This is a genomic window from Microbacterium dextranolyticum, from assembly GCF_016907295.1.
GTDB classification, from domain to species: Bacteria; Actinomycetota; Actinomycetes; order Actinomycetales; family Microbacteriaceae; genus Microbacterium; species Microbacterium dextranolyticum.
The window spans coordinates 2,556,072-2,580,491 of sequence record NZ_JAFBBR010000001.1 but is presented as its reverse complement, the minus strand read 5'-3'; the positions used below and the strand labels follow the sequence as shown (position 1 = coordinate 2,580,491).

The window sequence follows — 24,420 nt, the reverse complement described above, 5'->3', positions numbered from 1 at the left end:
GGCGCGGGCGGCGCGGCGACCTTGCGCGCGCGTCAGGCCGACTGGCCGTTGCGCCGGATCGACCTGCGCTGCGCGCGGCGCAGCAACCCGACGAGTCCCGTCACGAGGACGAGTCCGCCGAGGGTCAGCGGCGCGACGGCGACGAGCATGCCCGGTGTGACGCCCCGTGCCGTGTCGACGAGCCCGTCGACACCCGCGGGGGAGGACGTCATCCAGACGGCGGCCGATGCCACCCCGGCGAGCACGAGACCCCACACGATGCCGGCCCACCGCACGCGCGGTGCTCCGAGCGGCGCCGCGGGTGCGGGCGCGTCGCCGGAGGCATCCGCTGCGGGCGCGTTGTCGGGCACGGATGCCGCGGCGTCGATATCCGCGCCGCCCGGCACCGTGGGGTCGGCCAGAGGGAGAACCGTCGTCGTTCGCGTGGCGTCGTCGGTGCTCATCGGAGGTCCTCACCGTTCTGTGTGTCGTCGTCTGCGCGTTGGAACATGATGCTGCCGCCGTCCTGGTCGATCACGAGTTTCTGAGGAGTGCCGGAGTCGTCGCCGAGGGTCCCGGTGTAGCGCGTGCGTCCATCCGGCAGGGTCGCGACGGCGATCCGGCCGGTCTGCACGAGGTCCATGAGCTCGATGCGCGGCGAGTCGGGGTTCCATTGCGTGACGCTCGTGTCGCGCGTGGTGAGTTCCACCTCCAGAGCCACGTTCTGCGCGAACGTCACGGTCGTGCCGGGCGCGGAACCGGGAAAGGCGTTGCGTTTGTCCACGTGCAGCTCGCCCTCGCGTCCGGTGTCGGCGATCGAGATCCACAGGGTTCCCCAGGGCTGCACGAACGGGGCGGACGCGGAGGCCCCGTCGCGGGGGGCGATGTTCGAGAGGGTCGAGTATCCGATGTGCAGGCCGTGGGTGACCGGAACGGCGGTGGCGACGAGCCCGGCCCCGAGAGCGAGGACGGTCACGAACGCGAGGAAGCCGCTGCGTCGACGGAATGCGCCGGCGACGATCATCGCCAGCGCGAGCACGAGAGCCGCGACGAACAGGCCGCGGGCGGCCGAGAGACCGCTGTCGTGTTGCAGGGCGGCAACAGTGCCCGCGATCGCTGCCAGCCCGACGACCGTCGCGACGTACGCGAACGGGGTACGCGGTTTCGTGAGTCTCCGGATGCGTCGGCGCTCCTCCGCGTCGGCCGTGAACGCCGCCGCACGCTCCTGCCTTTCCTGCCGGGCCCGATCGCGCGCGGCTCGATCGGCATCCTGCTGCTGTCGACGCCAGGCATCCTGCTGCTCCCGCCAGGCGGCGTGCTGCGCACGCCAGGCCGTGTAGGCCGCGTCGTCGGATGCCGGGGGCGCCTCGCCGGGAGGCGGTGTCAGGAGAGACGCGGGGGTGGATGCGGCGAAGCCTGCGGCGTCCACCCCCTCCGCGTCGACGGTCGACGCCGGACCCGAACCGGAGTCGACGGTGGACGGCACCGGATCCCCGGGGGCGGCGGACGCTGCTCGCCAGTTCGACGGGGGCGCCGGGTCGACGGTGCGCGCGGTGCGTCGTGCCGCGCGCACGATGATGAACAGCATCGTCACGACCAGGCCGACACCGATCGAGACGGCGATGGCCGACAGCGGCGACCAGCCGCCGACCCCCGGGGAGAACATCCACGCCGGGATGCCTCCCACGAACAGGACCGTCGGGACGACGGGGATCAGGCCGATCACGGCGACGATGAGGATGCCCAACTGCACGGTCTCGAACCGGCCTCGCAGTGCGTCGTGCAGGGGGATCCGCCCCTCGAGATCGGGAAGGACGGCCCACGCGATCGCATAGAAGAACATCACCGGGAAGCCGAACAGGGCCGCCACCACCAGGACGCCGCGGACGATCAGCGGGTCGATGCGCAGCCGTGCGGCGATCCCTGCGGCGACGCCGCCGATCCAGGCATCCCCGCGCACCAGGCCGAGCCCGGAGGTCCACGAGAAGAGCCGATCGCCCGCCCGGTTCGGGGCGTGCGGGGCCGTGGGCTGTGCGGCGTCCGGCGCGGCGGCGTCGGATGCCTCCTCGGAGTGCGTCGTGGTCATGACACGATCCTCGCCCGCCCACCCGTTCGCCGGCCATGGGGGAAACCCCTGACCCGTCCCTGATCCGAGGCCCGCGGAGCACCGACACGTTCGCGCGGGTGATTGGATGGGCGGCATGAGGATCCCCGCCGAATGGCTCGCCCCTGCGCCCGGGGCGGTCGTGCGGGATGCCGTGGAAGGACCGATTCTGCTCCGCCCGGTGCCCCCGCCGAGGCCGCCGCTCGTGCGTCCGCGCGAGTGCCTCGTCGCCGGTGTCGCCGAGGGGATCGCCATCCACCTCGGCGCGCCCATCGGTGCGGTGCGCGCACTGTTCGTGGTGCTCGCCTGCTTCGGGGGCGCGGGCATCCTGCTCTATGCGTGGTGCTGGGCGCTCGCGCCGCGCGCCGCCGGGGACGAGTCCGTCAGCTGCACCGCCCCTGTCGCATGGCTGCTGACCATCACGGCGGCGCTGAGCGCGCTTGCGGCGGCGATCACGATCGACCGGCAGAGCACCGATCCGTTCGGGTACGTGGGGGCGTGGCCGCTCGTGCCGCTCGTCGCGCTCGCGGCGGTGGCAGCCGTCGGCGCGGGCGTCTGGGCCGCTCTCGTCGACCGCGGCGACCCGGCGCGGGGGCCACGCCACGCCGGACTGGTGCGGGTCGTGGGCGGTCTCGTGCTCATCGGCCTGTCGGTGGTGCTGGTCGCCGGTGCACGCGACGGGGGCCTTGCGGTCGCGGCGCTCGTGCTGATTCCGCTCCTGGGCCTGGCGCTGCTGATGTCGTCCAACCTGATCGAGCGCTGGCGTGAACTCTCGGGCGAGCGCGTGCGGCGCATCCGCGAAGAGCAGCGCGCCGAGATGGCCGCCCACCTCCATGACTCCGTGCTGCAGACCCTCGCCCTCATCCAGAACCGCAGCGGGGCATCGAGTGAGATCGCCCGGCTCGCCCGCGCGCAGGAGCGCGAGCTGCGTGCCTGGCTCTACGACGGAGACCAGCCCGCCGACAGCGACCTGCCCACCGATCTGCGCGACTACGCCGCCGCACTGGAGCTGGACTTCCCCGTGCGCATCGACGTCGTCGCCGCGGGGGCCTCGACGGAGCGGGCCAGCGGCGAGGTCGCCGCCGCCGCGCGTGAGGCGATGCTCAACGCCGCCCGACACGCCGGAGGTGACGTCTCGGTCTACATCGAGGGCCGGGCAGGCGGCGTGGACGTGTACGTCCGCGACCGCGGCGCGGGATTCGACCTCGATGAGGTGCCGGACGACCGGCTGGGCGTGCGGCAGTCGATCATCGGGCGGATGCGACGCATCGGCGGCACGGCGATGGTGTCGTCGGACGAAGGCGGCACCGAGGTGCATCTGCGGTACGACGGCGACGGGGCGGACGGTCGTGGCTGAGGGCATCCGCGTCGTCATCGTCGACGACCACTCCATCTTCCGATCCGGGCTGCGCAGTGACCTCGACGACGCGGTGAGCGTCGTCGGCGAGGCATCCGACGTTCCCGGGGCGATCGCGGTCGTCGCCGAGACGCGGCCCGACGTGGTCCTGCTCGACGTGCACCTGCCGGGCGGTACGGGCGGCGAGGCCACCGGAGGCGAGGAGGTGATCCGTGCATCGGCCGGAGTGCCGACGCGCTTTCTCGCGCTGAGCGTCTCGGACGCCGCCGAAGACGTCGTCCGCGTGATCCGCGCGGGGGCGAGGGGCTACATCACGAAGGGCTCGTCGGGCGCGGAGGTGAGCCGTGCCGCCTTCGCTGTGGCAGGCGGCGATGCCGTGTTCTCGCCGCGCCTGGCCGGGTTCGTCCTCGATGCGTTCGGCGCCGTCGCGGGCGAGACGGCGGCGGTCGACGACGAGCTCGACCGCCTGTCGGCGCGCGAGCAGGAGGTCATGCGCCTCATCGCCCGTGGCTACGCCTACAAAGAGGTCGCCACCGCGCTGTTCATCTCCATCAAGACCGTCGAGACCCACGTGTCGGCCGTGCTGCGCAAGCTGCAACTGTCGTCGCGGCACGAACTCACCGCCTGGGCGAGCGAGCGGCGCCTGCTCTGACGTCGGGCAAGTCGGGCCAGGCCCGCGGCGTGGGACCCACACTGCAGGACCAGTTGTGGCGCGTGGGGCTGGTGGCCGGTGTGGGGCCACATCTGTCACATCCGGTCCTGCGTTTTGGGGCCGGGCGGGGCAAGGTCGGTGCCGGTGCCGGGGGCACGTCGTGATCGGTCCGGCGCGGACGGTGCGCGGCGCGGGGTCCGAACGGCAGGAGGAACTGGGGCGGGTGAGGCCGGCGAGTGATCACGGGTCACAGCTGTCACAGCTGCTCCTGCGCTGCGGGGTTGCCCGGGCGCGCGCCGTGCGCAGCAGCGGACTCGGGCGGTGATGTCGGCGGGGCGACCTAGAATTGACGGGTTATGAGCGATCCGATCAAGCCCGTCGTCGTCGGATCCCAGGCCGCGGGCGGTGGGCCCACAGACGATCTTGTCGACGGCCTCAACGAGCCGCAGCGCGAGGCCGTCACGTACCGGGGTCCGGCGCTGCTGATCGTTGCCGGCGCGGGATCGGGCAAGACGAGCGTGCTCACCCGTCGCATCGCATCGTTGCTGCGCTCGCGTGAGGCATGGCCGAGTCAGATCCTGGCGATCACGTTCACCAACAAGGCCGCCGGCGAGATGCGCGAGCGCGTGCGGGGCCTCATCGGCGACACCGCGCAGGGCATGTGGATCTCGACGTTCCACTCGGCGTGCGTACGGATCCTGCGCCGCGAGGCGGAGCAGTTCGGGTTCACCAAGAACTTCACGATCTACGACTCGGGCGACTCCCGTGCTCTGATCAAGCGTCTCGTCAAAGAGCACGAGGCGGATGCCTTCGGGCTCACCCCCGCCTCGGTGCAGGGTCGCATCTCCAAGCTCAAGAACGAGCTCGCGGATGCCGAGTCCTACGCTCGCACGGCGAACCTGAGCGATCCGGCCGAGCGCATCTTCGTCGAGCTGTTCGCCGACTACCAGCGTGCTCTGCAGCGCGCGAATGCGTTCGATTTCGACGATCTCATCGGGCAGACGGTGTACCTCTTCCGGGCGTTCCCGCACGTCGCCGACGTCTATCGCCGACGGTTCCGCCACATCCTCGTCGACGAGTATCAGGACACCAACCACGCCCAGTACGCGCTGATCCACGAGCTGACCCGCCCGCCGGGGGCTGAGGGTGCGGAGCACGGCGGCGGCATGATGATCTTCGACGCTCCGACCGGGGATGCCGCCTCGCTCACGGTCGTCGGTGACTCGGACCAGTCGATCTACGCCTTCCGCGGCGCAGACATCCGCAACATCACCGAGTTCGAGCGCGACTACCCCGGTGCGAAGGTCGTGCTCCTCGAGCAGAACTACCGCTCGACGCAGACGATCCTCTCCGCGGCCAATGCGGTGATCGGCAACAACTTCGACCGCAAGGACAAGAAGCTGTGGACCGATCGGGGGGCGGGCGACCCGATCATCGGCTACACGGGTTACTCGCAGCACGACGAAGCGCAGTTCGTCGCCGACGAGGTCGAGGCCCTCCGTCGCCGCGACATCCCGTACGGCGAGATGGCCGTCTTCTACCGGACCAACTCGCAGTCGCGCGCGCTGGAGGAGATCCTCATCCGTGCCGCCGTGCCCTACAAGATCATGGGTGGCACGAAGTTCTACGACCGCGCCGAGATCAAGGATGCCCTCGCGTACGTGATCGCGGTCGCCAACCCCGCCGACGAGTTGAGCGTGCGTCGCATCCTGAACCGTCCGCGCCGCGGGATCGGCGACGTCACCGAGACCTCGATCGCGCGGTATGCCGCCGACGAGGGCATCTCGTTCCGCGACGCCCTCGCGAACCCGTCGGCGCTCGGCGTCGGTCCGAAGATCCAGCAGGCCATCGCGCAGCTCGACGCGGTGCTCGCGGAGGCATCCGCCATCATGCTGCCGCCCTCGGGCGAGGTCGCTCCGCCGACGGCGGTGACCGAGGGGCTCAACGTCCTGCTGAACAAGAGCGGGTACCTCGACGCCCTGCGCCGCTCGAAGGACCCGCAGGACGAGGCGCGCGTCGAAAACCTCGACGAACTCGTCGCGGTGACGCGCGAGTTCGCCCGGAACAATCCCGAGGGCACGGTGCTCGACTTCCTCACCGAGGTGGCGCTCGTCTCCGACGCGGACGATCTCGACGATGCGTCGGGGGTGGTGTCGCTCATGACGATGCACACAGCCAAGGGGCTCGAGTTCGACGCCGTGTTCGTGACGGGGGTCGAAGAAGACCTCATCCCGCACCGGATCTCGGCGGGCGAGCCCGGCGGACCGCAGGAGGAGCGACGCCTCTTCTACGTGGCCCTGACCCGGGCGCGCAAGAAGCTGCACCTGTCGCTCGCGATGACCAGGGCGCAGTTCGGTGAGGTCACGGCGGCGATGCCGAGCCGTTTCCTGCAGGAGATCCCGCATGACCTGATCGACTGGCGTCAGTCGCCGGGCGATGTGAACTCCCGTGGCGGCACGCAGTCGCGGGCGCTGAATGCGCGGCGCCCCGGCGGCGGCTATGGCGGGTCCGGGGGGTCGCGCTACGGCGACGATCTCGTGCCGCTGCCGCGACGCGAGAAGCCGGCCGGCGACATTGCGAAGTTCGCCAACCGCATTCCCGCCAAGGTCCGCGACAATGGCGAGCTCGAGCTCGCCCCGGGCGACCGGATCCGGCACGACGACTTCGGCGAGGGCCGGATCGACATGGTGACCGGCGAGGGCGCCAAGCGCGTGGCGCACGTGCGGTTCGACACGGCGGGCCCGAAGAAGCTGCTCATCAAGATCGCGCCGATCGCGAAGCTGTGACCGGCGGATGCCTTCGCCCGGTCCGTGGCGGCGCGGCGGCCTCGAGCCTGGTCGATAGGGTGGGGGCATGGCTCTGTTCTCCCGTCGTGACAAGTCCGCGTCTCCGGGGAGCGATGCCCCCGACGCCGCACCCGAGGATGAAGCGTCCGCCGCGCCAGCCGATCAGGGGTCTCCGGCAGCCGACGAGTCGGTGCCGCACGTCGGCATCTCACTGAGCACGTTCGGCCAGGGCGCGGCATCGGCCCGCCCGCTCGACAGCGACGCTGCCGCCGCGGATGCCGCGGCACCCGCCCGCCCCGCCGCGACCGCCCCCGAAGCGACCCAGACCGTCCCCGGCATGATCGACAACGCCCTGCTCCAGGCGGCGCTGCGCGCTCTGCCCGAGCGTCCGGAGAGCGCCGACGTCCTGAACGTGATGCGCCAGGCTCTGCAGGGCCCGCTGTACGTGCGCGCCCAGGGCGACGCGCAGGCGCTGCTGGCCGCGGGCGAGCCCCTGAATCTGGCCGTCACCAGCCACGAGGATCAGCGGTTCCTCTTGGTGTTCACCGGCGGCCTCTCGATGCAGCAGAGCGCCGCGGAAGAGGCGGGCGGTACGACGTCTGTCGTCGGTCAGTCGGCGGCGAACATCCTGCGGATGGCGGTCGATGCGAAGTACGACGGCATCTACCTCGACCACACGGTCGTCGGAGCCCGGCTCGTGCTGCCCACGGAGCTCATCCAGAAGGCGATCGACGAGGGCGCTCCCGCGCCGTTCGAGCTGAAGTCGCTGGTCTCGGGCGAGCGGACCGATGCCACACCATCGCAGGTCGTCGACGCGCTCACCCGTGTTCCCGTCTGGGTCGCCGGCGGTACGGACGCAGCCGGCCAGATCGGCCTCGCCGAGGCGCGTACGCCCGAGGGCGTACGCCGTGTCGAGGTCTACTCGCATCCTCTCGAGGTGCTCGCCATGGGCCGCGGCGACCGCCCGCTGCCGCTCACCCCCGAGCAGCTGGCCACGGTCCTGGCATCGGACCCGGCGATCACCGGGCTCGTGATCGACGCCGCCGGGCCGTGGATCGAGATCGACCGCGACGCCCTCCTCCCTCTCCTCGCCCTGGCCTGAGCACGCACGGCCCTGTCGCCGCACGCGCGAGGACCGTAGGGTCGTGCCATGGCATCCGAGCGCATCACGCTCACCGTCCCGGGCCCGGACGGCGACCGCGAGCTGTCCCTGTCGAGCCCGAACCGGGTGATCTGGCCGGAGGTCGGGATCACCAAGCACGAACTCGCCGAGTACGCCCTCGCCGTCGCCGAGCCGTTCCTGCGCGCGAACGGCCACCGGCCCGTGTCGCTCGAGCGCTTTCCTGATGCGGTCGGCGGTGGTTCCTTCTTCTCGAAGAACCCGCCGAAGGGCGCACCCGACTACGTGCACCAGGTGATGTGCACGTACAACAGCGGTCGCCGACACCCTCAGGTCGTCCTCGATGAGGCCGCCGCGATCGTCTGGGCGGTGCAGATGAACACGGTGGTTTTCCATCCGTGGGCGTCGCTGGCGACCGACACCGACATGCCCGTCGAACTGCGCATCGACCTCGACCCGCAGCCGGGCACGGACTTCGCGGATGCCGCGGCCGTCGCCCCGGCGCTGCGCGAGGTGCTTCGAGAGGCCGGGCTCGACGCCTGGCTGAAGACGAGCGGCAGCCGTGGCATCCATGTCTTCTGCCCGATCGAGCCGACGCACGAGTTCCTCGACGTGCGCCACGCCGTGATCGCCGCCGGGCGCGAGCTGGAACGGCGAATGCCCGACAAGGTGACCATGAACTGGTGGAAGGAGGAGCGCGGCGCGCGCATCTTCGTGGACTTCAACCAGGCCAACCGCGACCGGACCATGGCGGGGGCGTACAGTCCGCGCGCGCTGTCCGCGGCGACCGTCGCCACCCCGATCACGTGGGACGAGCTGGATGCCGGCGTCGATCCGGCGGCCTTCACGGTGCGCACGGTACCCGCGCGTCTCGCCGAGATCGGTGACCCGTGGCACGACCTGCCGGAGCGCCCGGGGCGGATCGACACGCTGCTGGAGTGGTGGCGGCGCGACCTCGACGCCGGGCTCGGGGAACTGCCGTTCCCGCCCGAGTTCCCGAAGATGCCCGGCGAGCCGCCCCGCGTGCAGCCGAGTCGTGCCCGCGCATCCGACGAGACGGGCTGAGGTTCACCTCTCGGTCCTCCGCAGGACACCTGGGGGATCTAGCGTGGGCGGCGAGGCGCGCGGTCGTGACGACGCGCGCCGTCCAGATGGAATGCCGAACGTCGCTCGAGCCGAGGAGGCGCCTATGCGAGCAGCACGCGTTGCCCGAGGGGCAGCCGCGGGGCTCGTGCTCGCTGCGGCCATTGCGACCGGGATCGCCGATGCCGCACGCGCCGACGATGACTCGGCGTCGCCCGACACGATGATCATCGCGGTGGTCGTGCCCGAGCACGCCGTCGGTCCCACGTCCTCCCCATCGCCGACGTCGCCGCCGTCGCCCTCCACCGCGCCGTCGCCGGCTCACGCCGATCCGGATGCCCTCGCGCAGACGGGCGACCAGTTCGCCGGCGCTGCGCTGTTCGCGGCGGTTGCGGCGGCGCTCGTCGGCGTCGGCTTCGCGGTGCGACGCCTCGGCCGGGCCCGCACCCTCGACTGACCGGGGTCCGGGCGCTCGAGGTCGAGTCCGACCGAGATCCGGGCAGTGGCCCGCGCGCTCGCACACGCTCGGTGAGCGGGCACCGTACGGCACCCGCTCACCGCAGCCTCACTGCGTCGGGGCCTGCGTGGCGGGCTCGTCGACGACGTCGTCGGCGGTGCGCGCCTCGGCGAGGGCCTCCGCCACCGCGCGCGCGACGCGCTCGTCCTCGGTGCGGCGCCGCGAGGCCGCACGACGGCGACGCAGGCGCACGGCGCCGAAGGCGAGGGCGGCGACGACCAGCACGATGATCAGCAGAAGCCACGGCACGGCGAGGCCGACGGCCTGAACGGTCGTCGGCGCCATCGTCGTGGTCGAACCCGCGGCATCCACCACGACCGGCGTCACGGTCGCCGAGGCGATCAGGGCCAGCATGCCGACGATCCCCGGCACCTCGACCGACACGTCCCGGGTCTCACCGGGAAGGATCTGCACCTCGGGTGCGACCTCGGCGGCGTCGGTCGGGAACCAGCCGAAGGGGCCGGCGACCGAGGCGGTCTGCTGAGCGCCGAGCGTCGTGTTGCCCGTGTTGTGCAGCGTGTAGCCGAAGGTCGCGGCGCCCGTGCCGAGCGACCAGGTTCCGCCCCACGCGACGTGGGGGTTCTCGATCGTCAGCGCCGGGGCGAGCGCTCCCGAGACGCGCAGCGCCATGCGGATGCCGAGGCGTCGATCGACGGAGATGCCCTGATCGGAGGATGAGGAGAGGGAGGTCACGATGCCGCCGACGTAGTCGCCGGGCGTCGCGCTCGCGGGCACGACCACCGTGAAGGGCACCGTCACCGACTCGCCCGCCGGAACGGTCACGGTCGCGGCGTCGGAGTGGGTCCAGGCGCCGATGCCGACGGACCTGTCGGCCGGAGTCAGCAGGTCGAGCTGACCGCCCGCGCCCGTGTAGCCGTCCGCGGCGTAGAGGCTGAGCTGCAGTGCGTCGGCGCCGTGGTTGGCCACGACGAGCGCGTCGGAGATGCTCTGCCCAGGGTCGATCGCGTAGCTGTACGACGTGCGCTCCTTGCCGTATCCGTTCGCATCGGTGCGCACGGTCCACGTCACATCGGTGGTGCTGCCCGCACCGTTCGCACCTGCGCCGCCCGCGTCGTCGGCGAGAGCGGCGGGGGGCGTCGCCAGCGCCGTCACCACGAGGATCCCCGCGGCGAGGACGGCGGGGACGAGTCGGGACAGGCGTGCGGGGATCATGCGGTTTCCTTCGGGGTGGAGAAGACGGGTCAGCTCCCGGGGTGGGCTGGAGCGGCCCACCCCGGGAGCTGTGTGTTCAGTTGTGGCGAGGCGGTGCGATCAGTTGCTGAGCGCCGTGAGGGTGAGCGTGCCGCGGTAGCTTCCCTTGTCGACCTCGACCGGGATCTTCAGATCCAGGTCGGAGCCGAGGGTCGCCTTGCCGCGCTCGTGGCCCTGTGCCGCCGAGCCGAGCACGCGCGAGTCCGCGAGGCCCGTGCCGCCGTCGTAGCCCGAGCCGACCGCCGCGCCCGCGACGGCGCCGCCACCGGCGGTGACGACCTTCGGGGTCCAACCGAGGTACTTGCCCGAGAAGGACTTGCTGCCGTCGGTGAAGTCGCCCACCTTGGCCGCGATCGACCAGGGAGCCACCGCGCGACGCGTGTCGGTCACGGTGATCGGGTTGATCTGGCCCGTCGCCTCGAAGTAGCTGTTGCTCTTCTCGGTGGCGGTGCCGAGGTCGACCAGACCGTTGTGGCCGTCGATCGTCCAGCCGAACTCGCCGGGGGCGGCGTCGGGAACGTCGACCTGGATGTCCTGGCCGTCGCCGTGGTTCGGGTGGATCGTGACCTCGTCCTGCACCGAGCCGACGGGCTGCGCGGCCTGCGTGCCGTTGGCGGGGCCGCACCACACGACGCGCTTGAGCTCGACCGCCGCGTTGGGCGCGTCACACGTGCCGGAGCGGACGTTCTGCACGACCAGCGAGTCCTTCTGCACCTGCACCTTGACGAAGCTGCGGACGTGCTCCTGGTTCTGCACCGAGTTGTACCAGTAGCTCGACGGGTTCAGCGGGTCGGCGCCGTTGCCCTCGTCGGAGGTCTTGTCACCTGCGACGGGGGTCGTGAGGTCGTAGTACTTCGAGCCGGAGGCGGAGTTGGCCGTCACGTAGACGACGCCGCCGGGACCCTCGAAGACCTCGTTCTGCCCGGGCTGCTCATCAGCCTTGGCCTTCTGGCCGTTCTTGATCTCGTACGAGCGCGAGTAGCTGTGGTCGTGGCCCTGCAGCACCAGGTCGACACCGAGCTTCGAGAACGTCGTCGGGAAGTCGACGCGGCGCACCTTGTTATCGGTGTCCTGCGCGTGGTCGGCGGGGGAGTAGATCGCGTGGTGGTAGACCAGCACGGTGTACTTGGCCTGAGCGCCGTGGGCGTTGATCACATCGGTGACGTACTGGATGTGCGCCGCGTCGCCGCCGCCGCCGGTCGAGGTCTTGTAGCTGTTCGAGTTCAGGTCGATGAACAGCACGTCCTTGTGGATGAACCAGTAGTCGCCGCCCGACGTGTTCGAGGTCGGGTCACCGTTCACGTAGTACTGACCCGAGCGGTCCGTGTTCGGCGTGTAGAAGTGCTGCTCGTACGCCTTGCCGCCCACGTCGTGGTTGCCGATCGTGGCGACCCAGGGGTAGTTGCGCAGCTGCGTCGGAGCGAGGAAGCCCGCCCACTGCGACTCGTTGTTGGCCTTGTCGACCTGGTCGCCGCCCGAGACGAGCAGTTCCGCGTGGGGGTTGGACTGCAGCGACACGTTGACCGTGTCGACCCACCCGGCGCTGTCCTTCGCGACGTCGCCCGAGGAGCCGATCTGGGGGTCGCCGTAGAAGAGGAAGTCGAAGTCGCCCTCGAACGACCGCGTCTGGAAGGTGGTGGTGTCAGACCACGCGCCGGTGGCACCCACGCGGTACGAGTACTGCGTGTTCTCCTGCAGACCGGTGACGGTGGCGTGGCGGTTGTAGCCGCCGCTCGTGCTGATGTTGGCCGTTCCGGTGGCGGCGAAGGTGACGGCGGATGCCGGGAAGTCGCCCGCCACGAGCGAGGCGGTGGGGGCGACCTGGACGACCTGCGCGGTGTCGTCGGACGAGTACCAGCTGACGATGCGCTGGGTCTCGTCGGCGCCGACACCCAGGACGATTCCCGTGAGGCTCGTCGTGGTGTCCGCCGAGGCCGGCGTGGCGACGACGCCGACGAACGCCGTCGCGCAGAGGCTCGCGGCGGTGATCCAGGAAAGCGAACGACGCGTCAGGCGCGTCGTTCGCCGTTCAGTGAAATGCGACATGTGTCTGTCCGTTTCTGCGTGTGGTGAGTCGCGATGCGACAAAAGGGGATCGCAGGCGCCGTGATCGGCGTCACCAGTGGACGATCCGCCGGTTTCGTGACGTTGCGGTGAACATCTCTCCCAGCGGCGATTGCCGATGGGGGAAACTCTGGGGATTCTCTGGGGCGGCTCTTATTCCCATCCGAAGATCCGCTGAACGAACCAGATCAGGCCCGCCAACGTGACGGCGACGGCGAGCGCTCCGGTGGCCCACATGGCGAGGCGCGGGGCGCGGCGCCGGAGAAGCACGAGCAGCGGGAAGGTCAGCGCGATCAGCCCGATCTGCACCGCTTCGATGCCGAGGTTGAAGACGAGCAGAGACCACAGCAGGGTCCACGACCAGGGCTCGTCGATGCCGAGCGCCGACGCGAAGCCGAGCCCGTGGATCAGCCCGAAGCAGAACACCACGAGCAACCGCAGCCAGCCGGCCCGATCGAGGCCGAGCGGGCCCGAATCGCGGGTGAGCTCATTCGCCGCGTCGCCGTCCCGCCACAGCCGGAACAGGTACCAGGCGGCGACGATCGAGATCGACAGAGCGATGGTCGGCTCGATGATGATCGCCGGCAGGCTCACGACCTTGGTCGCGGCGAGGATGAACGTCACCGAATGGGCGAGGGTGAACACCGTCGCGGCCAGCACGATCTCGCGGAGCTTGCGCGATCCGGCGATGAGGGCGAGGAGGAAGAGGATGTGGTCGATGCCGGTGAGCAGATGCTCGGCGCCGAGGCGGAAGAACTCCCAGAACCGTTCGGCCGTCGACTGCTCCGTCGAGAACTCCGGAGTCGAGGCATCCAGGGCCGCCGACCCCTCGTGCAGGTCGATGTTGTAGGTCAGGATCGTCTTCGTGTCGCTGACGAAGCCCTCGTCATCGGGGAACAGGGTGCTGCGCACGACGTGTCCGTCGGTGGGAGGGCAGTCGACCGCGCGCGCGATGACGGCGTAGGGCACGCCCTCCTGCACGGTCATCGTGACCTCGCCGATCGGCGAGATCGTGCAGGCGCCGCCGCCGGTGCGAATCGTGAAATGGTCGTCGAGGTAGGCGGCGACCGCGTCGCGATGTTCCTCGAGCGCGGCGGCCATGGCGTCGTCATCGCGGTCTGCGAAGGCGGCCGTGCCGGCGCGGAAGAGGGGATCGTCCTTCTGGGCGTCCGCCGCCGAAACCACGAGCAGGTCGTACTCGAGCTGCAGGGTCGCCACCGTCTGGCCGCCCTCGTCTCGCGACAGGTCGGCGAAGACGACGGAGCTGAAGCCGTGCGCCTGTGCCGACGCGGCGGTCAGGAGAGGGGGTGCCAGGCCGACGAGGGTGGCGAGGGCGGCCAGAAGGATGATGCGTAGACGGGGGGCTCTCACTGCGCGAGCGTGCGCCTCCGGGATGAACGACGACTGTCGCGTGCGCCAATCTTCGGGGAACGAACCGGGATATCTCCTTCATCGGGGTCGCGTCCGGGAGAAGCTGGTGTCGTGCGCTCCGAGTCTTTCCGCCCTGTGGCGGCGCTCGCCGCGGCGGCCGTCGCCGTCTCTCTGCTCGCCGGCTGCGCCCCCGACTGGGACGGCCCCCACCCCGCCCCGACGCTCGTCGGCGCGGTCGGTGCCGGCTTCATGCCGGCGACGCCGCTCGCCCCGGCGGCCACGATGGCGCCGAGTCCCGGCTCATGGGACGGTGCGCAGCCCTCCCGGGGGTATCGGGTCGTGCTGCTGACGATGGGGGATGCCGCGGCGACCGCGACGATGATCGACGCCGTGCACGAGTGGGCGCGCCAGGTGGGGGCGGATCTGCGCGACGTGCGCGCCGACACCGACCCGATCCCGGCCATCAGCCAGGCCATCGACCTCGCCCCCGACGTCATCATCAGCGTCGGCGACGGGCTGGTCGATCCTCTGGCGATCGTGACGGCCAGTCATCTCGACCAGACGTTCCTCGTGCTGGGGGGAGAGCTGGCCGAACCCACCGAGAACGTGCTCTCGGTCGATTGGTCGGGCGCCGGATTCCGCGGCGAGGATCTCGGCCAGGCCGCCCATCACGACCCCGCCACGTTCACGTCGGAACGGTGCGCGCGGGCCGTGCGTGCCGGCGTGGCGGCGCTGCTCACGGGGCAGAACGGCGTCGTCGTCTGGATCGACTAGAGGCCGTCATCCCTCGGTGACGGCCGCCGCGGCATCCTTCCGATGCGTCGGTCGTGCCCAGCGCGCCGGCGTGTGCGGACCGTCCCAGACCTGCACGATCCCCCACGCGACGGCGGTGATCGGCACGGCCAGCACCGCGCCCACGATGCCGCTGAGCACCGTGCCGACCGTCAGGGCGACGAGCACCACGAAGGCGTGCAGCTTCATCGAGCGCCCCATGAGCACGGGCTGCAGCAGGTTGCCCTCGAGCTGGTTGACCAGCACGACGACACCCACGACGAGCAGCGCGACGACCCACCCGTTCGCGACCAGGGCGACCAGGGCCGCCAGGGTGCCGGCGAGGGTCGCGCCGACGATGGGGATGAAGGCGAGGAGGAACACCAGCACGGCGAGCGGCAGGGCCAGCGGCACCTGCAGGATGAGCAGACCGATGAGGATGCCGATGGCATCCACGGCGGCGACGGTCGCGGTGCCGCGCACGTACGATCCGAGCGTCGAGACGGTCTTGTCGCCGATCCGCACCGCGCGCTCGTAGGTCTCGCCGCGGAAGGGGCGCAACAGGAACGCCCACATCTGCGGACCGTCCTTCAGGAAGAAGAACAGCATGACGACCATGAGGACGAGGCCGGTGACGAAGCTTGCGACCGCGCTGACGCCGGCGATCGCGCCGGACCCGAACTGCGCGCTGGTGACGAACGATCCGAGCTGGGCCAGCCACGAGTCGATCTGATCGTGGTCGATGTCGAACGGCAGGGTGCGGGCCCACGCGAGGAGGTCCTGGAATCCCTGCTGGGCCTGCGTGTACAGCTCGTCCCACTGATCGCGCACGGCCCAGACGATCAGCCACGACACGGCACCGAGGATCACCAGGATCGCCGCGAGGGCGAGCAGCGTCGCGACCAGGGATGGCACCCCGCGCCCGCGGAGCCACGACATCACCGGGGCGAACGCCGAGGCGAAGATCAGCGCCAGCACGAGCGGGATCGTGACGACCGTGATCTGCTGGATGCCGAGGATCACCGCTGCGGCGATCGCGACGACGATCATGATCTGAAGGGCGCGGATCGACAGCACGCCGAGCCCGTCTGCCCAGAGGCGCCGCGGCGCGTGGCGGGCGTCGGGATCGACGGTCAGCCGCCCCGACACGGGCTGCGGGGGCGACGGGTGGTGGCGGCTGTTCGCGCGGAAGAGTCCCATCCTCCGACGCTAGCCGACTGGACGCGCCCGGCGCCGGGGGGTTGACGGCGACGGGATGCCTGCGGCACAGCGGCCCGGGACTCACCGCCCCGGCATCGACCATTCCCGCTCGGTCAGCACGCGCGCAACGGTCAGTCCGATCGCGAGGGCGACCACGACGAATACCGCGGTGAAGCCGTTCTGGATCGCCGAGAGTGTGTCGCCGGCGATCACGCCGGTGATCGCGCGGTACGCCGCCGCCCCCGGCACCATGATGAGCACCGCCGGCACGGTGAGGGTCACGCGCGCGGCGCGCAGGCGCGAGCTGACCAGGAACGCGCCGAGCCCGACGGCGAGGGCCGCCGCCGCTGCGGCGATCGGCGGAGTCGCGCCCGCGTCGAACAGGGCGAGGCGGCCCGTGTTGGCGACGGCGCCGAGCGCCGAGGCCGTCAGCGCGATCGCCGGGGGCGTGTCGAAGAGGATCGCGAAGCCGAGAACGCCGACGAACCCCGCCAGCAGACGCACGACCGAGAGCACCGGCTCGTCGAACAGGGGTGTGGCGGTCTGCGTGACCGCGGCGTGGGCGATGGTCGCGACACCCCACACGGCGCTGCCGGTCGCGAACAACACGAGGGTGGCGTAGACGACGCGCGAGATGCCGGCGTTCAGATCGAGCCGGGCGAGGTCGAGCGCACCGGTGACGAGGGGGAACCCGGGCACCAGATAGAGCACCGCACTCGTGACGGCGGCGTCGTGCTGGCCGCCCGGCATCCCGAGCGCGCCGAGCACGGCGGCGACGCCGAGATAGACGAGAAGAGCGGTCATGGCCGACACGAAGACGACGAGGAACTCGTTCGTATGCAGGCGGGCGAGACGCATGCGCACGAACTGTCCCAGGGCGGCGGCGATCCCGACGGCGACGAACTCCTGCCACCCGCCGTTGTTCAGCAGTGCGAATGCCGCGCAGGCGAAACCGGCGCCGGCCACCCGGACGATCTCGGGGTAGCGGCGCGGGCGCGCGTCGATCGCATCGAGTCGTCGCTGCAGCTCCGCCGTCGAGGTGCCCGATGTGATCTCGTTCGTCAGCCGCTTGAGCGAGGTGAGCCGTTCGGCGTCGACCCCGGGTCGCCGCACCTCGGCGACCCGCGTGCGGAACATCGCGCCACGGCTCGTCGTCGCCACGATGTCGGTCATGCCGACCCGGGTGTGCAGATCGTCGATGCCCAGGGCGTGCGCGCCGCGGGCCATGCTGTCGCGCACGCGCGCCGCGGATGCCCCGGCGCCCAGCATCATCGACCCGAGGCGCATCACGGCGTCGGTCCGCGCGATGAACTGCACCGGCTCGAGGCGGAGCTCGTCGGTATCGGTGGGGGATGCAGAGTACGTGGGCTCGTCGTCGTCGGCCGTGCCGCCTGTACGATCCGCAGCAGGTCGCTGCGGCCCGGAGGAGTCGGACATGCCTCGATCCTGGCACTGGTGACGCAGCCGCGCACGCTCCCGTTATTCACGGCCCGCCCGCGCGTGTCGCGTCAGCGGGCATCAGTAGGTTGAGGGAGCAAGAAGGAGCGGCCAGCGGCCCCCTTACGCAGACGGGCCCGGACGTCCGGCCGCCGGAGTCCGGCGCCGACACGGGCCCGTTCTGCGTCGGCGGCGAGTGCCCGGCGGCCTCAGTCGAGGACGTCGGCGAGGTCGTAGGCACCCACCTGCTCGAGCTGGGCGAACGTGCACGAGAGCGGGTCGCGGTCAGGGCGCCAGCGTTCGAACTGCACGGTGTGGCGGAACCGTGCTCCTTCCAGCTGGTCGTAGCGCACCTCGAGCACGCGTTCGGGGCGCAGACGCACGAACGTGGTGTCCTTCCCGGAGGGGGTGAAGCGCGAGCGCTCCCCGTCGCCGCGCACGGCGGCGCCGGAGGCATCCGTCTCGACGAGCGGCGCGAGCTCGTCGACGAGGTCGCGTCGGCGGGCGTCGCTGAAGGCCGAGACGCCGCCCACCTGATGGATCACCCCGTCGCCGTCGTAGAGACCCACCAGGAGCGAACCCACGCCGGACCCGCTCTTGTGCACGCGGTAGCCGAGCGCGATGACGTCGGCGGTGCGCGCGTGCTTGATCTTCAGCATCACGCGTGCACCGGGTGCGTACGGCTGGGCGAGCGGTTTGGCGACGATCCCGTCGAGGCCGGCGCCCTCGAACGCGGCGAACCAGCGGGCAGCCAGGTCGGGGTCCGTCGTCGTGCGGGTGAGGTGCAGGGGTGGACGTGCGGCCCGTGACGCGGAGGCCGCCGGCCGGGGGCGCAGGCTGTCGAACAGCTGCTCGAGCTCCGACCGGCGCACCGAGAACGGCTCGGCCTGCAGATCGCGCCCACTGCGTGCGAGCAGGTCGAAGGCGACGAACTCGGCCGGGGTGGCGCGGCTGAGCAGACGCACGCGGGATTCCGCCGGGTGGATGCGCTGCGAGAGGGCCTCCCAGGACAGGCGCGCAGGGTCGCCCTGGGCGACCACGATCTCACCGTCGAGCAGACAAGGTTCGGGCAGGAGTGCGGCGACGGCGTCCACCAGCTCCGGGAAGTACCGCGTCAGCGGCTTCGCGCCGCGCGACCCGATGACGACCTCGGCGCCGTCCCACGCGATCAGGGCGCGGAATCCGTCCCATTTCGGCTCGAACGAGAGACCGCCCGGCGTCTTCGCCGGGTCGGGGATGGCCGGGACGGCCTTGGCGAGCATGGGCGTCGGGATCTCGTACACGCCCCCATCCTGCTCTCGCGGCCGCGTCGGCGCGCCCCCTCGGCGTGCGACGGACACCGAATGACACGCAGTCTCAGATATGCTGAGTCGCAGTCTCATCATGACGCGATCGCGAATTCCGGGCGAGAGGAGCCCCCATGTCCGCCGAGTACCAGGCGCCCACGTCCGATTACGCCTTCCTCTACGGTGAGGCGTTCGGTCTCGACATCATCGCCCGGGCGACCGGTGGCGAGCTCACCGCCGACGATGCCGTCGACGTCATCGAGGGTGCGGGAGACTTCGCGGCATCCGTCCTCGCGCCGCTCGAGGCTGTCGGCGATCGCGAGGGCGCGAGACTCGTCGACGGACGCGTGCAGCTGCCCGAAGGATTCGTCGACGCCTACCGCGCTTTCGCCGAGGCCGGATGGATCACCGCCGAAGCACCGGTCAGCGCGGGCGGTGACGGACTGCCCGGTGCGATCCGCGCCGGGCTCGGCGAGATCTGGAACGCCTCCAACGCGGCCTTCGCCCTGTGCGGGCTGCTGACGGCGGGGCAGATCCACGCACTGGATGCCGTGGCATCCGACGACGTGCGTGAGACCTATCTCTCCAAGCTCGTCTCGGGGGAGTGGACCGGGACGATGAACCTCACAGAGCCCGCCGCCGGCACCGACCTCGGCGCGATCCGGACGATCGCCACGCCGCGCGACGACGGCTCGTGGGCGCTGCGCGGACAGAAGATCTTCATCACCTGGGGTGACCACGAGGCGGCCGAGAACATCGTGCACCTCGTGCTCGCCCGCACGCCCGACGCCCCGGCGGGGGCCGCCGGGCTGTCGCTGTTCGTCGTGCCGAAATTCCTCGTGAACGCCGACGGTGCGCCCGGCGCCCGCAACGCGGTCGAGACCGTCGCCCTCGAGCACAAGCTCGGCATCCACGGCTCGCCCACCTGCGTCCTGTCGTACGAGGACGCGGTCGGATATCTGGCCGGCGAGATCGGCGGAGGACTGGCCGGCATGTTCGTGATGATGAACTCGGCCCGCATCGCGATGGGCTTCCAGGCGACCGGAATCGCCGACCGCGCTCTGCAGCAGGCGAGCGCATATGCCGCAGGCCGCATGCAGGGCCGAGTACTCGGGCGAGAGGGCGCCGCGCCCATCGCCGAGCACCCCGATGTGCGGCGCCTGCTGCTGTCGATGTCGACCGACGTCTACGCCATGCGTGCACTGGGTGTGTACGTCGCCGACCTGTTCGACCGTGCCGAGGCGACCGGCGACGCGCAGGTCCTCGCCCTCGCGGAGCTCTTCGTGCCGATCCTCAAGGGATGGGCGACGGAAGAGGCCGTCGCCCTCACGAGCGAGGGCATCCAGGTGCACGGCGGCTCGGGCTTCATCGAAGAGACGGGAGCCGCACAGCACTACCGCGACGCGCGGATCATGCCGATCTACGAGGGCACGACCGCGATCCAGTCCAACGACCTCATCGGGCGCAAAGTCATCCGCGGCGACGGGGCGACCGCCGAGGCCCTGTTCGCGCAGATCGACGAGACCGTCGCGCGCCTGCGGTCGGCGGATGCCGCGACGCCGGATGCCTCCGCGGTCGCGGCCCGCGCCGCGGACCGTCTCGAGCGGGGTGTCGCCGCCGCGCGGCGCGCCACCTCCGACATCCTCGGGTTCGCGTCGTCGCCCCGCGACGCGCACGCCGTCAGCGTGCCGTATCTGTTGCTTCTCGGCGTGCTGTCGGGCGCGTGGATGCATGCGCTCGCCGTCGTCGCCGTGAGCGGGCACGAACAGCCGCACGCCGACGACGCCGCCCGGCTGCGGGCCGCGGATTTCTACGGCGCGCACCACCTGCCGCGGGTGCATGCGCTCGCCGAGACGGTGGCCGCAGGCGAGATCGCCTGAGGCCGCGGCATCCGCACGGGCCGCTCAGAGGGCGGTGCGCTCGGCGCGGGTCGCGTCGGGTCAGAGCGCGTCGCGCAGGCGGCGGGCGACCTCGGCCGCCGGCATCCGCCGGGGGAAAGAGGCGATGACGACATCGTCGGCGCGGTCCTGCTCGCCGTCGGGATGCACTCCGAAGCGGTGCAGCAGCCGGTCGTAGGCATCCCACAGCACCTGTTCCGGGACGTCCTCGGTGCCGCGGATCAGCCGCCTCAGCACGTGGTTGTGCACCGCCGTGACCGCGGCGGCGAAGGCCACCGCGTCGATCGGGTCGAGTCCGGGAAGGGCCCCGCGCAGATACTCGTCGAACAGGCGCTCGTACTGGAACACCGTGACGATCTCGCGCTCGCGCAGCGCCGGCACCTGCCGCACGACCGCATAGCGCCGTCGCGCGAGCTCGGGCTCCGCGGCGAAGTGCCGGAACACCTCGACGGATGCCGCGCACGCGGCCGCCCACGGGTTCTCGTGCGGGTCGCGCCCCGCACGGTCGAGAAAGCCCCGCAGCTCCGCGAGCAGCACATCGTGATCGCTGAAGACGACGTCGTCCTTGCCGCCGAACTGCCGGAAGAAAGTGGACCGCGACACCCCCGCCGCCTGAGCGATCTGCTCGACGGAGGTCGCTTCGAACCCCTGGGCGGCGAAGAGGTCGAGTGCCGCGGCGACGACGGCGTTGCGCGCGGAGGTGGGTGCCACATCGGTCATGCTCGCGAGCCTAACGCGCCGCCGCTTCCGACGCCCTCGAGCACCCTCCGGCAGGCGCCGCCGGAGGGGTGTCTCGGCGGTCCGAGGCATTCAGGAGCACGTATTAGGCTGGGTGACCGGTCGATATCTCGACATCGAGATTTCTTCGGCCTGCACGGCCCCGGGACACCCCGAACACCCACAGTCGCCCAGCGAAGGATTGCACGTGGATCTTTACGAGTACCAGGCTCGAGACCTGTTCGAAAAGTACGAGGTGCCGGTGCTCCCCGGCATCATCGCCGACACCCCTGAGGAGGCGAAGGCGGCCGCCGAGAAGCTCGGCGGCGTCGTGGTCGTCAAGGCTCAGGTCAAGACCGGAGGCCGCGGCAAGGCCGGCGGCGTCAAGGTCGCCAAGACCCCCGACGACGCATACGAGGCGGCGAAGGCCATCCTCGGCCTCGACATCAAGGGCCACGTCGTCAAGCGCGTCATGATCGCTGCGGGCGCACAGATCGAGAAGGAGTTCTACTTCTCGGTGCTGCTCGACCGCGCCAACCGTTCGTACCTGTCGCTCGCGAGCGTCGAGGGCGGCATGGAGATCGAGCAGCTCGCGGTCGAGAAGCCCGAGGCGCTCGCCAAGATCGAGGTCGACCCGCTGCAGGGCATCGACGCCGAGAAGGCCCTCGAGATCGCCAAGGCCGGCGGCTTCGACGACGAGCTGGCGCCCAAGGTCGCCGACGTCTTCGTGAAGCTCTACAACGTCTACACCGGCGAGGGCGCCACCCTCGTCGAGGTGAACCCGCTGATCCAGGATGCCGCGGGCAACATCATCGCCCTGGACGGCAAGGTGTCCCTCGACGACAACGCCTCCGAGGTGCGTCACCCCGAGCACGAGGAGCTCGAGGACAAGGACGCCGCCGACCCGCTCGAGGCGAAGGCGAAGGCATCCGGCCTGAACTACGTCAAGCTCGACGGCCAGGTCGGCATCATCGGCAACGGCGCGGGCCTGGTCATGTCGACCCTCGACGTCGTCGCTTACGCGGGTGAGAACCACGGCGGCGTGAAGCCGGCCAACTTCCTCGACATCGGCGGCGGCGCCTCGGCGACCGTCATGGCCGCGGGGCTCGACGTCATCCTCGGCGACGAGCAGGTGAAGTCGGTGTTCGTCAACGTCTTCGGCGGCATCACCTCGTGCGTCGCCGTCGCGGAGGGCATCGTGAAGGCCCTCGAGATCCTCGGCGACACCGCGACCAAGCCCCTCGTCGTCCGCCTCGACGGCAACCAGGTCGAAGATGGGCGTGCGATTCTCGCCGCGGCGAACAACCCCCTCGTGACCCTCGCTGCCGGCATGGACGAGGGCGCCGACAAGGCCGCCGAGCTGGCGAACGCCTGACCGCCTCCGAGATCAAGGACTAGAGACATGTCTATCTACCTCAACAAGGACTCCAAGGTCATCGTCCAGGGCATCACGGGCGGCGAGGGCACGAAGCACACCGCCCTGATGCTCAAGGCCGGCACGAACGTCGTCGGCGGCGTCAACGCCCGCAAGGCCGGCACCACGGTCTCGCACACGGATGCCGCGGGCAACGCGGTCGAGCTCCCCGTCTTCGCCTCGGTCGCCGAAGCGATCGCGGCCACGGGCGCGGACGTGTCGATCGCCTTCGTGCCGCCGGCGTTCACGAAGGACGCCATGGTCGAGGCCATCGACACCGAGATCCCGCTGCTGGTCGTCATCACCGAGGGCGTGCCCGTCGGTGACACCGCCGAGGCGTGGGCGTACGCGAAGAGCAAGGGCAACAAGACCCGCATCATCGGGCCGAACTGCCCCGGCATCATCACGCCCGGCGAGGCGCTCGTGGGCATCACGCCCGCGAACATCACCGGCAAGGGACCGATCGGTCTCGTGTCCAAGTCGGGCACCCTGACCTATCAGATGATGTTCGAGCTGCGCGACCTCGGCTTCTCGACCGCCATCGGCATCGGTGGCGACCCGATCATCGGAACGACCCACATCGACGCGCTCGAGGCGTTCGAGGCCGACCCCGAGACCAAGGCGATCGTCATGATCGGCGAGATCGGCGGCGACGCCGAAGAGCGCGCGGCCGACTACATCAAGGCCCACGTGACGAAGCCGGTCGTCGGCTACGTCGCCGGCTTCACCGCCCCCGAGGGCAAGACGATGGGCCACGCCGGCGCGATCGTCTCGGGCTCGGCCGGCACCGCGCAGGCCAAGAAGGAGGCCCTCGAGGCCGCCGGCGTCAAGGTCGGGAAGACCCCCTCCGAGACCGCCGCCCTCATGCGGGAGATCATCACGGCGCTCTGACGCGTCTGCACGACGAAGGGGGTGGATGCCGCGGCATCCACCCCCTTCCTGCGCGCTCACGCTGTGCTCACGCCCGCACAGAATCCGCAGGATGCGACGAACTCCGCACCCGATCACCGGAACGGATGCGGAGCTCGCGACATTCTGCGGCGCCCGCGGAGGGCGTCAGTACGCGGTGGGATGACCGTGGCCGCCCCCGGAGGCGGGAGATGCCGGGGTGGTCTGCGGCGGCCGGGTGAGGGCGTCGGCGAGTTGCGAGTCCACGTCGGCGAAGGCCTGCACGAACGCGGCCGCCTCCTTCTGCAGTGAACTCACCTGCTCGATGAGCTCTTTGCGCCGATCGTCCCATTTGTTCGCGAAGTCCGTGCTCGCCGATGCGAGCGCCTCGACCGGAATCGCGCCGGCCAGCGCGCTCGAGTCGGATGCCGCCGACTCGAGCCGCTGCACGATCGACTGCAGATTCGTCGACACCATCGCGACCTCGTCGAGGTCTGCCTTCAGCCGTCCGGCCATGTCGTCTCCATCCTCCGGGGCCGTGCCGACGGCGCGGGCCCTCTCTCA

Annotated in this window: 20 protein-coding genes; 10 read left to right on the top strand and 10 right to left on the bottom strand. The window is 70.9% G+C overall.

Translation table 11 applies throughout. The annotated features are described in order from the left end of the window. Positions 1–32: 32 nt before the first annotated feature. A complete protein-coding gene (locus JOE64_RS11765) occupies positions 33–443 on the bottom strand; it encodes a hypothetical protein (protein ID WP_204964427.1) in 411 nt (136 codons plus the stop codon). Beyond that, entirely contained in the window at positions 440–2,065 is a 1,626-nt protein-coding gene (locus JOE64_RS11760) for a PspC domain-containing protein (RefSeq protein WP_204964426.1), read from the bottom strand. The genes JOE64_RS11765 and JOE64_RS11760 overlap by 4 nt, the downstream gene beginning before the upstream one ends. 115 nt (positions 2,066–2,180) lie before the next feature. Here JOE64_RS11760 and JOE64_RS11755 point away from each other — a divergent pair, with 115 nt between their 5' ends. The 6 genes from JOE64_RS11755 (at position 2,181) to JOE64_RS11730 (ending at position 9,538) form a co-directional block, all read left to right on the top strand. Continuing rightward, positions 2,181–3,440 carry an ATP-binding protein gene (locus JOE64_RS11755; RefSeq protein WP_239531759.1) on the top strand — a complete coding sequence of 420 codons (1,260 nt, stop codon included), beginning with the start codon at positions 2,181–2,183 and terminating at the stop codon, positions 3,438–3,440. Then, positions 3,433–4,092 (top strand): LuxR C-terminal-related transcriptional regulator, encoded by a 660-nt coding sequence (locus JOE64_RS11750; RefSeq protein WP_271202478.1) that lies wholly within the window; start codon positions 3,433–3,435, stop codon positions 4,090–4,092. The genes JOE64_RS11755 and JOE64_RS11750 overlap by 8 nt, the downstream gene beginning before the upstream one ends. Positions 4,093–4,448: 356 nt before the next feature. Beyond that, positions 4,449–6,878, top strand: coding sequence for an ATP-dependent helicase (locus JOE64_RS11745; protein WP_204964424.1), 2,430 nt, complete (start codon positions 4,449–4,451; stop codon positions 6,876–6,878). A 67-nt stretch (positions 6,879–6,945) separates the two neighbouring features. Beyond that, on the top strand, positions 6,946–7,980 hold the full coding sequence (locus tag JOE64_RS11740; RefSeq protein WP_204964423.1) for an SseB family protein: 1,035 nt from the start codon (positions 6,946–6,948) through the stop codon (positions 7,978–7,980). A gap of 48 nt (positions 7,981–8,028) precedes the next feature. Then, positions 8,029–9,063 carry a non-homologous end-joining DNA ligase gene (ligD, locus tag JOE64_RS11735; protein ID WP_204964422.1) on the top strand — a complete coding sequence of 345 codons (1,035 nt, stop codon included), beginning with the start codon at positions 8,029–8,031 and terminating at the stop codon, positions 9,061–9,063. Between the two features lie 124 nt (positions 9,064–9,187). Continuing rightward, positions 9,188–9,538, top strand: a complete 351-nt coding sequence (locus tag JOE64_RS11730; RefSeq protein ID WP_204964421.1) for a hypothetical protein — start codon at positions 9,188–9,190, stop codon at positions 9,536–9,538. A 108-nt stretch (positions 9,539–9,646) separates the two neighbouring features. On the opposite strand, the gene JOE64_RS11725 is transcribed toward JOE64_RS11730, so the two are convergent. From JOE64_RS11725 to JOE64_RS11715, 3 genes are all read right to left on the bottom strand, one after another. Then, positions 9,647–10,771: a WxL protein peptidoglycan domain-containing protein gene (locus tag JOE64_RS11725; RefSeq protein ID WP_204964420.1), complete on the bottom strand. Its 1,125-nt coding sequence runs from the start codon at positions 10,769–10,771 to the stop codon at positions 9,647–9,649. A gap of 99 nt (positions 10,772–10,870) precedes the next feature. After that, entirely contained in the window at positions 10,871–12,856 is a 1,986-nt protein-coding gene (locus JOE64_RS11720) for a purple acid phosphatase family protein (RefSeq protein WP_204964419.1), read from the bottom strand. A 171-nt stretch (positions 12,857–13,027) separates the two neighbouring features. Then, positions 13,028–14,245: a HupE/UreJ family protein gene (locus tag JOE64_RS11715; RefSeq protein ID WP_204964418.1), complete on the bottom strand. Its 1,218-nt coding sequence runs from the start codon at positions 14,243–14,245 to the stop codon at positions 13,028–13,030. Between the two features lie 111 nt (positions 14,246–14,356). Between JOE64_RS11715 and JOE64_RS11710 the strand changes: the two genes are divergently transcribed. Then, the gene (locus JOE64_RS11710; RefSeq protein WP_204964417.1) at positions 14,357–15,019 is read left to right on the top strand and encodes a type 1 periplasmic-binding domain-containing protein; all 663 of its coding nucleotides are present in this window, start codon (positions 14,357–14,359) and stop codon (positions 15,017–15,019) included. 6 nt (positions 15,020–15,025) lie between these two features. Here JOE64_RS11710 and JOE64_RS11705 read toward each other — a convergent pair whose 3' ends face one another. The 3 genes from JOE64_RS11705 to JOE64_RS11695 form a co-directional block, all read right to left on the bottom strand. Beyond that, the gene (locus JOE64_RS11705; RefSeq protein ID WP_204964416.1) at positions 15,026–16,216 is read right to left on the bottom strand and encodes an AI-2E family transporter; all 1,191 of its coding nucleotides are present in this window, start codon (positions 16,214–16,216) and stop codon (positions 15,026–15,028) included. An 81-nt stretch (positions 16,217–16,297) separates the two neighbouring features. Continuing rightward, complete coding sequence (locus JOE64_RS11700) at positions 16,298–17,653, bottom strand: threonine/serine exporter family protein (protein WP_204964415.1); 1,356 nt, start codon at positions 17,651–17,653, stop codon at positions 16,298–16,300. A gap of 209 nt (positions 17,654–17,862) precedes the next feature. Beyond that, positions 17,863–18,915 (bottom strand): ATP-dependent DNA ligase, encoded by a 1,053-nt coding sequence (locus JOE64_RS11695; protein ID WP_204965068.1) that lies wholly within the window; start codon positions 18,913–18,915, stop codon positions 17,863–17,865. Positions 18,916–19,073: 158 nt separating this feature from the next. Between JOE64_RS11695 and JOE64_RS11690 the strand changes: the two genes are divergently transcribed. Next, positions 19,074–20,819: an acyl-CoA dehydrogenase family protein gene (locus JOE64_RS11690; protein WP_204964414.1), complete on the top strand. Its 1,746-nt coding sequence runs from the start codon at positions 19,074–19,076 to the stop codon at positions 20,817–20,819. Positions 20,820–20,879: 60 nt separating this feature from the next. Here JOE64_RS11690 and JOE64_RS11685 read toward each other — a convergent pair whose 3' ends face one another. Beyond that, on the bottom strand, positions 20,880–21,557 hold the full coding sequence (locus JOE64_RS11685) for a TetR/AcrR family transcriptional regulator (RefSeq protein WP_204964413.1): 678 nt from the start codon (positions 21,555–21,557) through the stop codon (positions 20,880–20,882). Between the two features lie 205 nt (positions 21,558–21,762). On the opposite strand from JOE64_RS11685, the gene sucC reads away from it, so the two are divergent. Further along, a complete protein-coding gene (sucC, locus tag JOE64_RS11680) occupies positions 21,763–22,929 on the top strand; it encodes an ADP-forming succinate--CoA ligase subunit beta (protein WP_204964412.1) in 1,167 nt (388 codons plus the stop codon). Between the two features lie 27 nt (positions 22,930–22,956). After that, positions 22,957–23,859 carry a succinate--CoA ligase subunit alpha gene (gene sucD, locus JOE64_RS11675; protein ID WP_204964411.1) on the top strand — a complete coding sequence of 301 codons (903 nt, stop codon included), beginning with the start codon at positions 22,957–22,959 and terminating at the stop codon, positions 23,857–23,859. 165 nt (positions 23,860–24,024) lie between these two features. Here sucD and JOE64_RS11670 read toward each other — a convergent pair whose 3' ends face one another. Next, positions 24,025–24,372 carry a hypothetical protein gene (locus tag JOE64_RS11670; RefSeq protein WP_204964410.1) on the bottom strand — a complete coding sequence of 116 codons (348 nt, stop codon included), beginning with the start codon at positions 24,370–24,372 and terminating at the stop codon, positions 24,025–24,027. Between the last annotated feature and the right edge of the window lie 48 nt (positions 24,373–24,420).

Coding starts and splice junctions, on each gene's coding strand:
- JOE64_RS11765 (WP_204964427.1), bottom strand. CDS start 443: ATGAGCACCGACGACGCCACGCGAACGACGACGGTTCTCCCTCTGGCC.
- JOE64_RS11760 (WP_204964426.1), bottom strand. CDS start 2,065: ATGACCACGACGCACTCCGAGGAGGCATCCGACGCCGCCGCGCCGGAC.
- JOE64_RS11755 (WP_239531759.1), top strand. CDS start 2,181: ATGAGGATCCCCGCCGAATGGCTCGCCCCTGCGCCCGGGGCGGTCGTG.
- JOE64_RS11745 (WP_204964424.1), top strand. CDS start 4,449: ATGAGCGATCCGATCAAGCCCGTCGTCGTCGGATCCCAGGCCGCGGGC.
- JOE64_RS11740 (WP_204964423.1), top strand. CDS start 6,946: ATGGCTCTGTTCTCCCGTCGTGACAAGTCCGCGTCTCCGGGGAGCGAT.
- ligD (WP_204964422.1), top strand. CDS start 8,029: ATGGCATCCGAGCGCATCACGCTCACCGTCCCGGGCCCGGACGGCGAC.
- JOE64_RS11730 (WP_204964421.1), top strand. CDS start 9,188: ATGCGAGCAGCACGCGTTGCCCGAGGGGCAGCCGCGGGGCTCGTGCTC.
- JOE64_RS11725 (WP_204964420.1), bottom strand. CDS start 10,771: ATGATCCCCGCACGCCTGTCCCGACTCGTCCCCGCCGTCCTCGCCGCG.
- JOE64_RS11720 (WP_204964419.1), bottom strand. CDS start 12,856: ATGTCGCATTTCACTGAACGGCGAACGACGCGCCTGACGCGTCGTTCG.
- JOE64_RS11705 (WP_204964416.1), bottom strand. CDS start 16,216: ATGGGACTCTTCCGCGCGAACAGCCGCCACCACCCGTCGCCCCCGCAG.
- JOE64_RS11700 (WP_204964415.1), bottom strand. CDS start 17,653: ATGTCCGACTCCTCCGGGCCGCAGCGACCTGCTGCGGATCGTACAGGC.
- JOE64_RS11695 (WP_204965068.1), bottom strand. CDS start 18,915: ATGCTCGCCAAGGCCGTCCCGGCCATCCCCGACCCGGCGAAGACGCCG.
- JOE64_RS11690 (WP_204964414.1), top strand. CDS start 19,074: ATGTCCGCCGAGTACCAGGCGCCCACGTCCGATTACGCCTTCCTCTAC.
- JOE64_RS11685 (WP_204964413.1), bottom strand. CDS start 21,557: ATGACCGATGTGGCACCCACCTCCGCGCGCAACGCCGTCGTCGCCGCG.
- sucD (WP_204964411.1), top strand. CDS start 22,957: ATGTCTATCTACCTCAACAAGGACTCCAAGGTCATCGTCCAGGGCATC.
- JOE64_RS11670 (WP_204964410.1), bottom strand. CDS start 24,372: ATGGCCGGACGGCTGAAGGCAGACCTCGACGAGGTCGCGATGGTGTCG.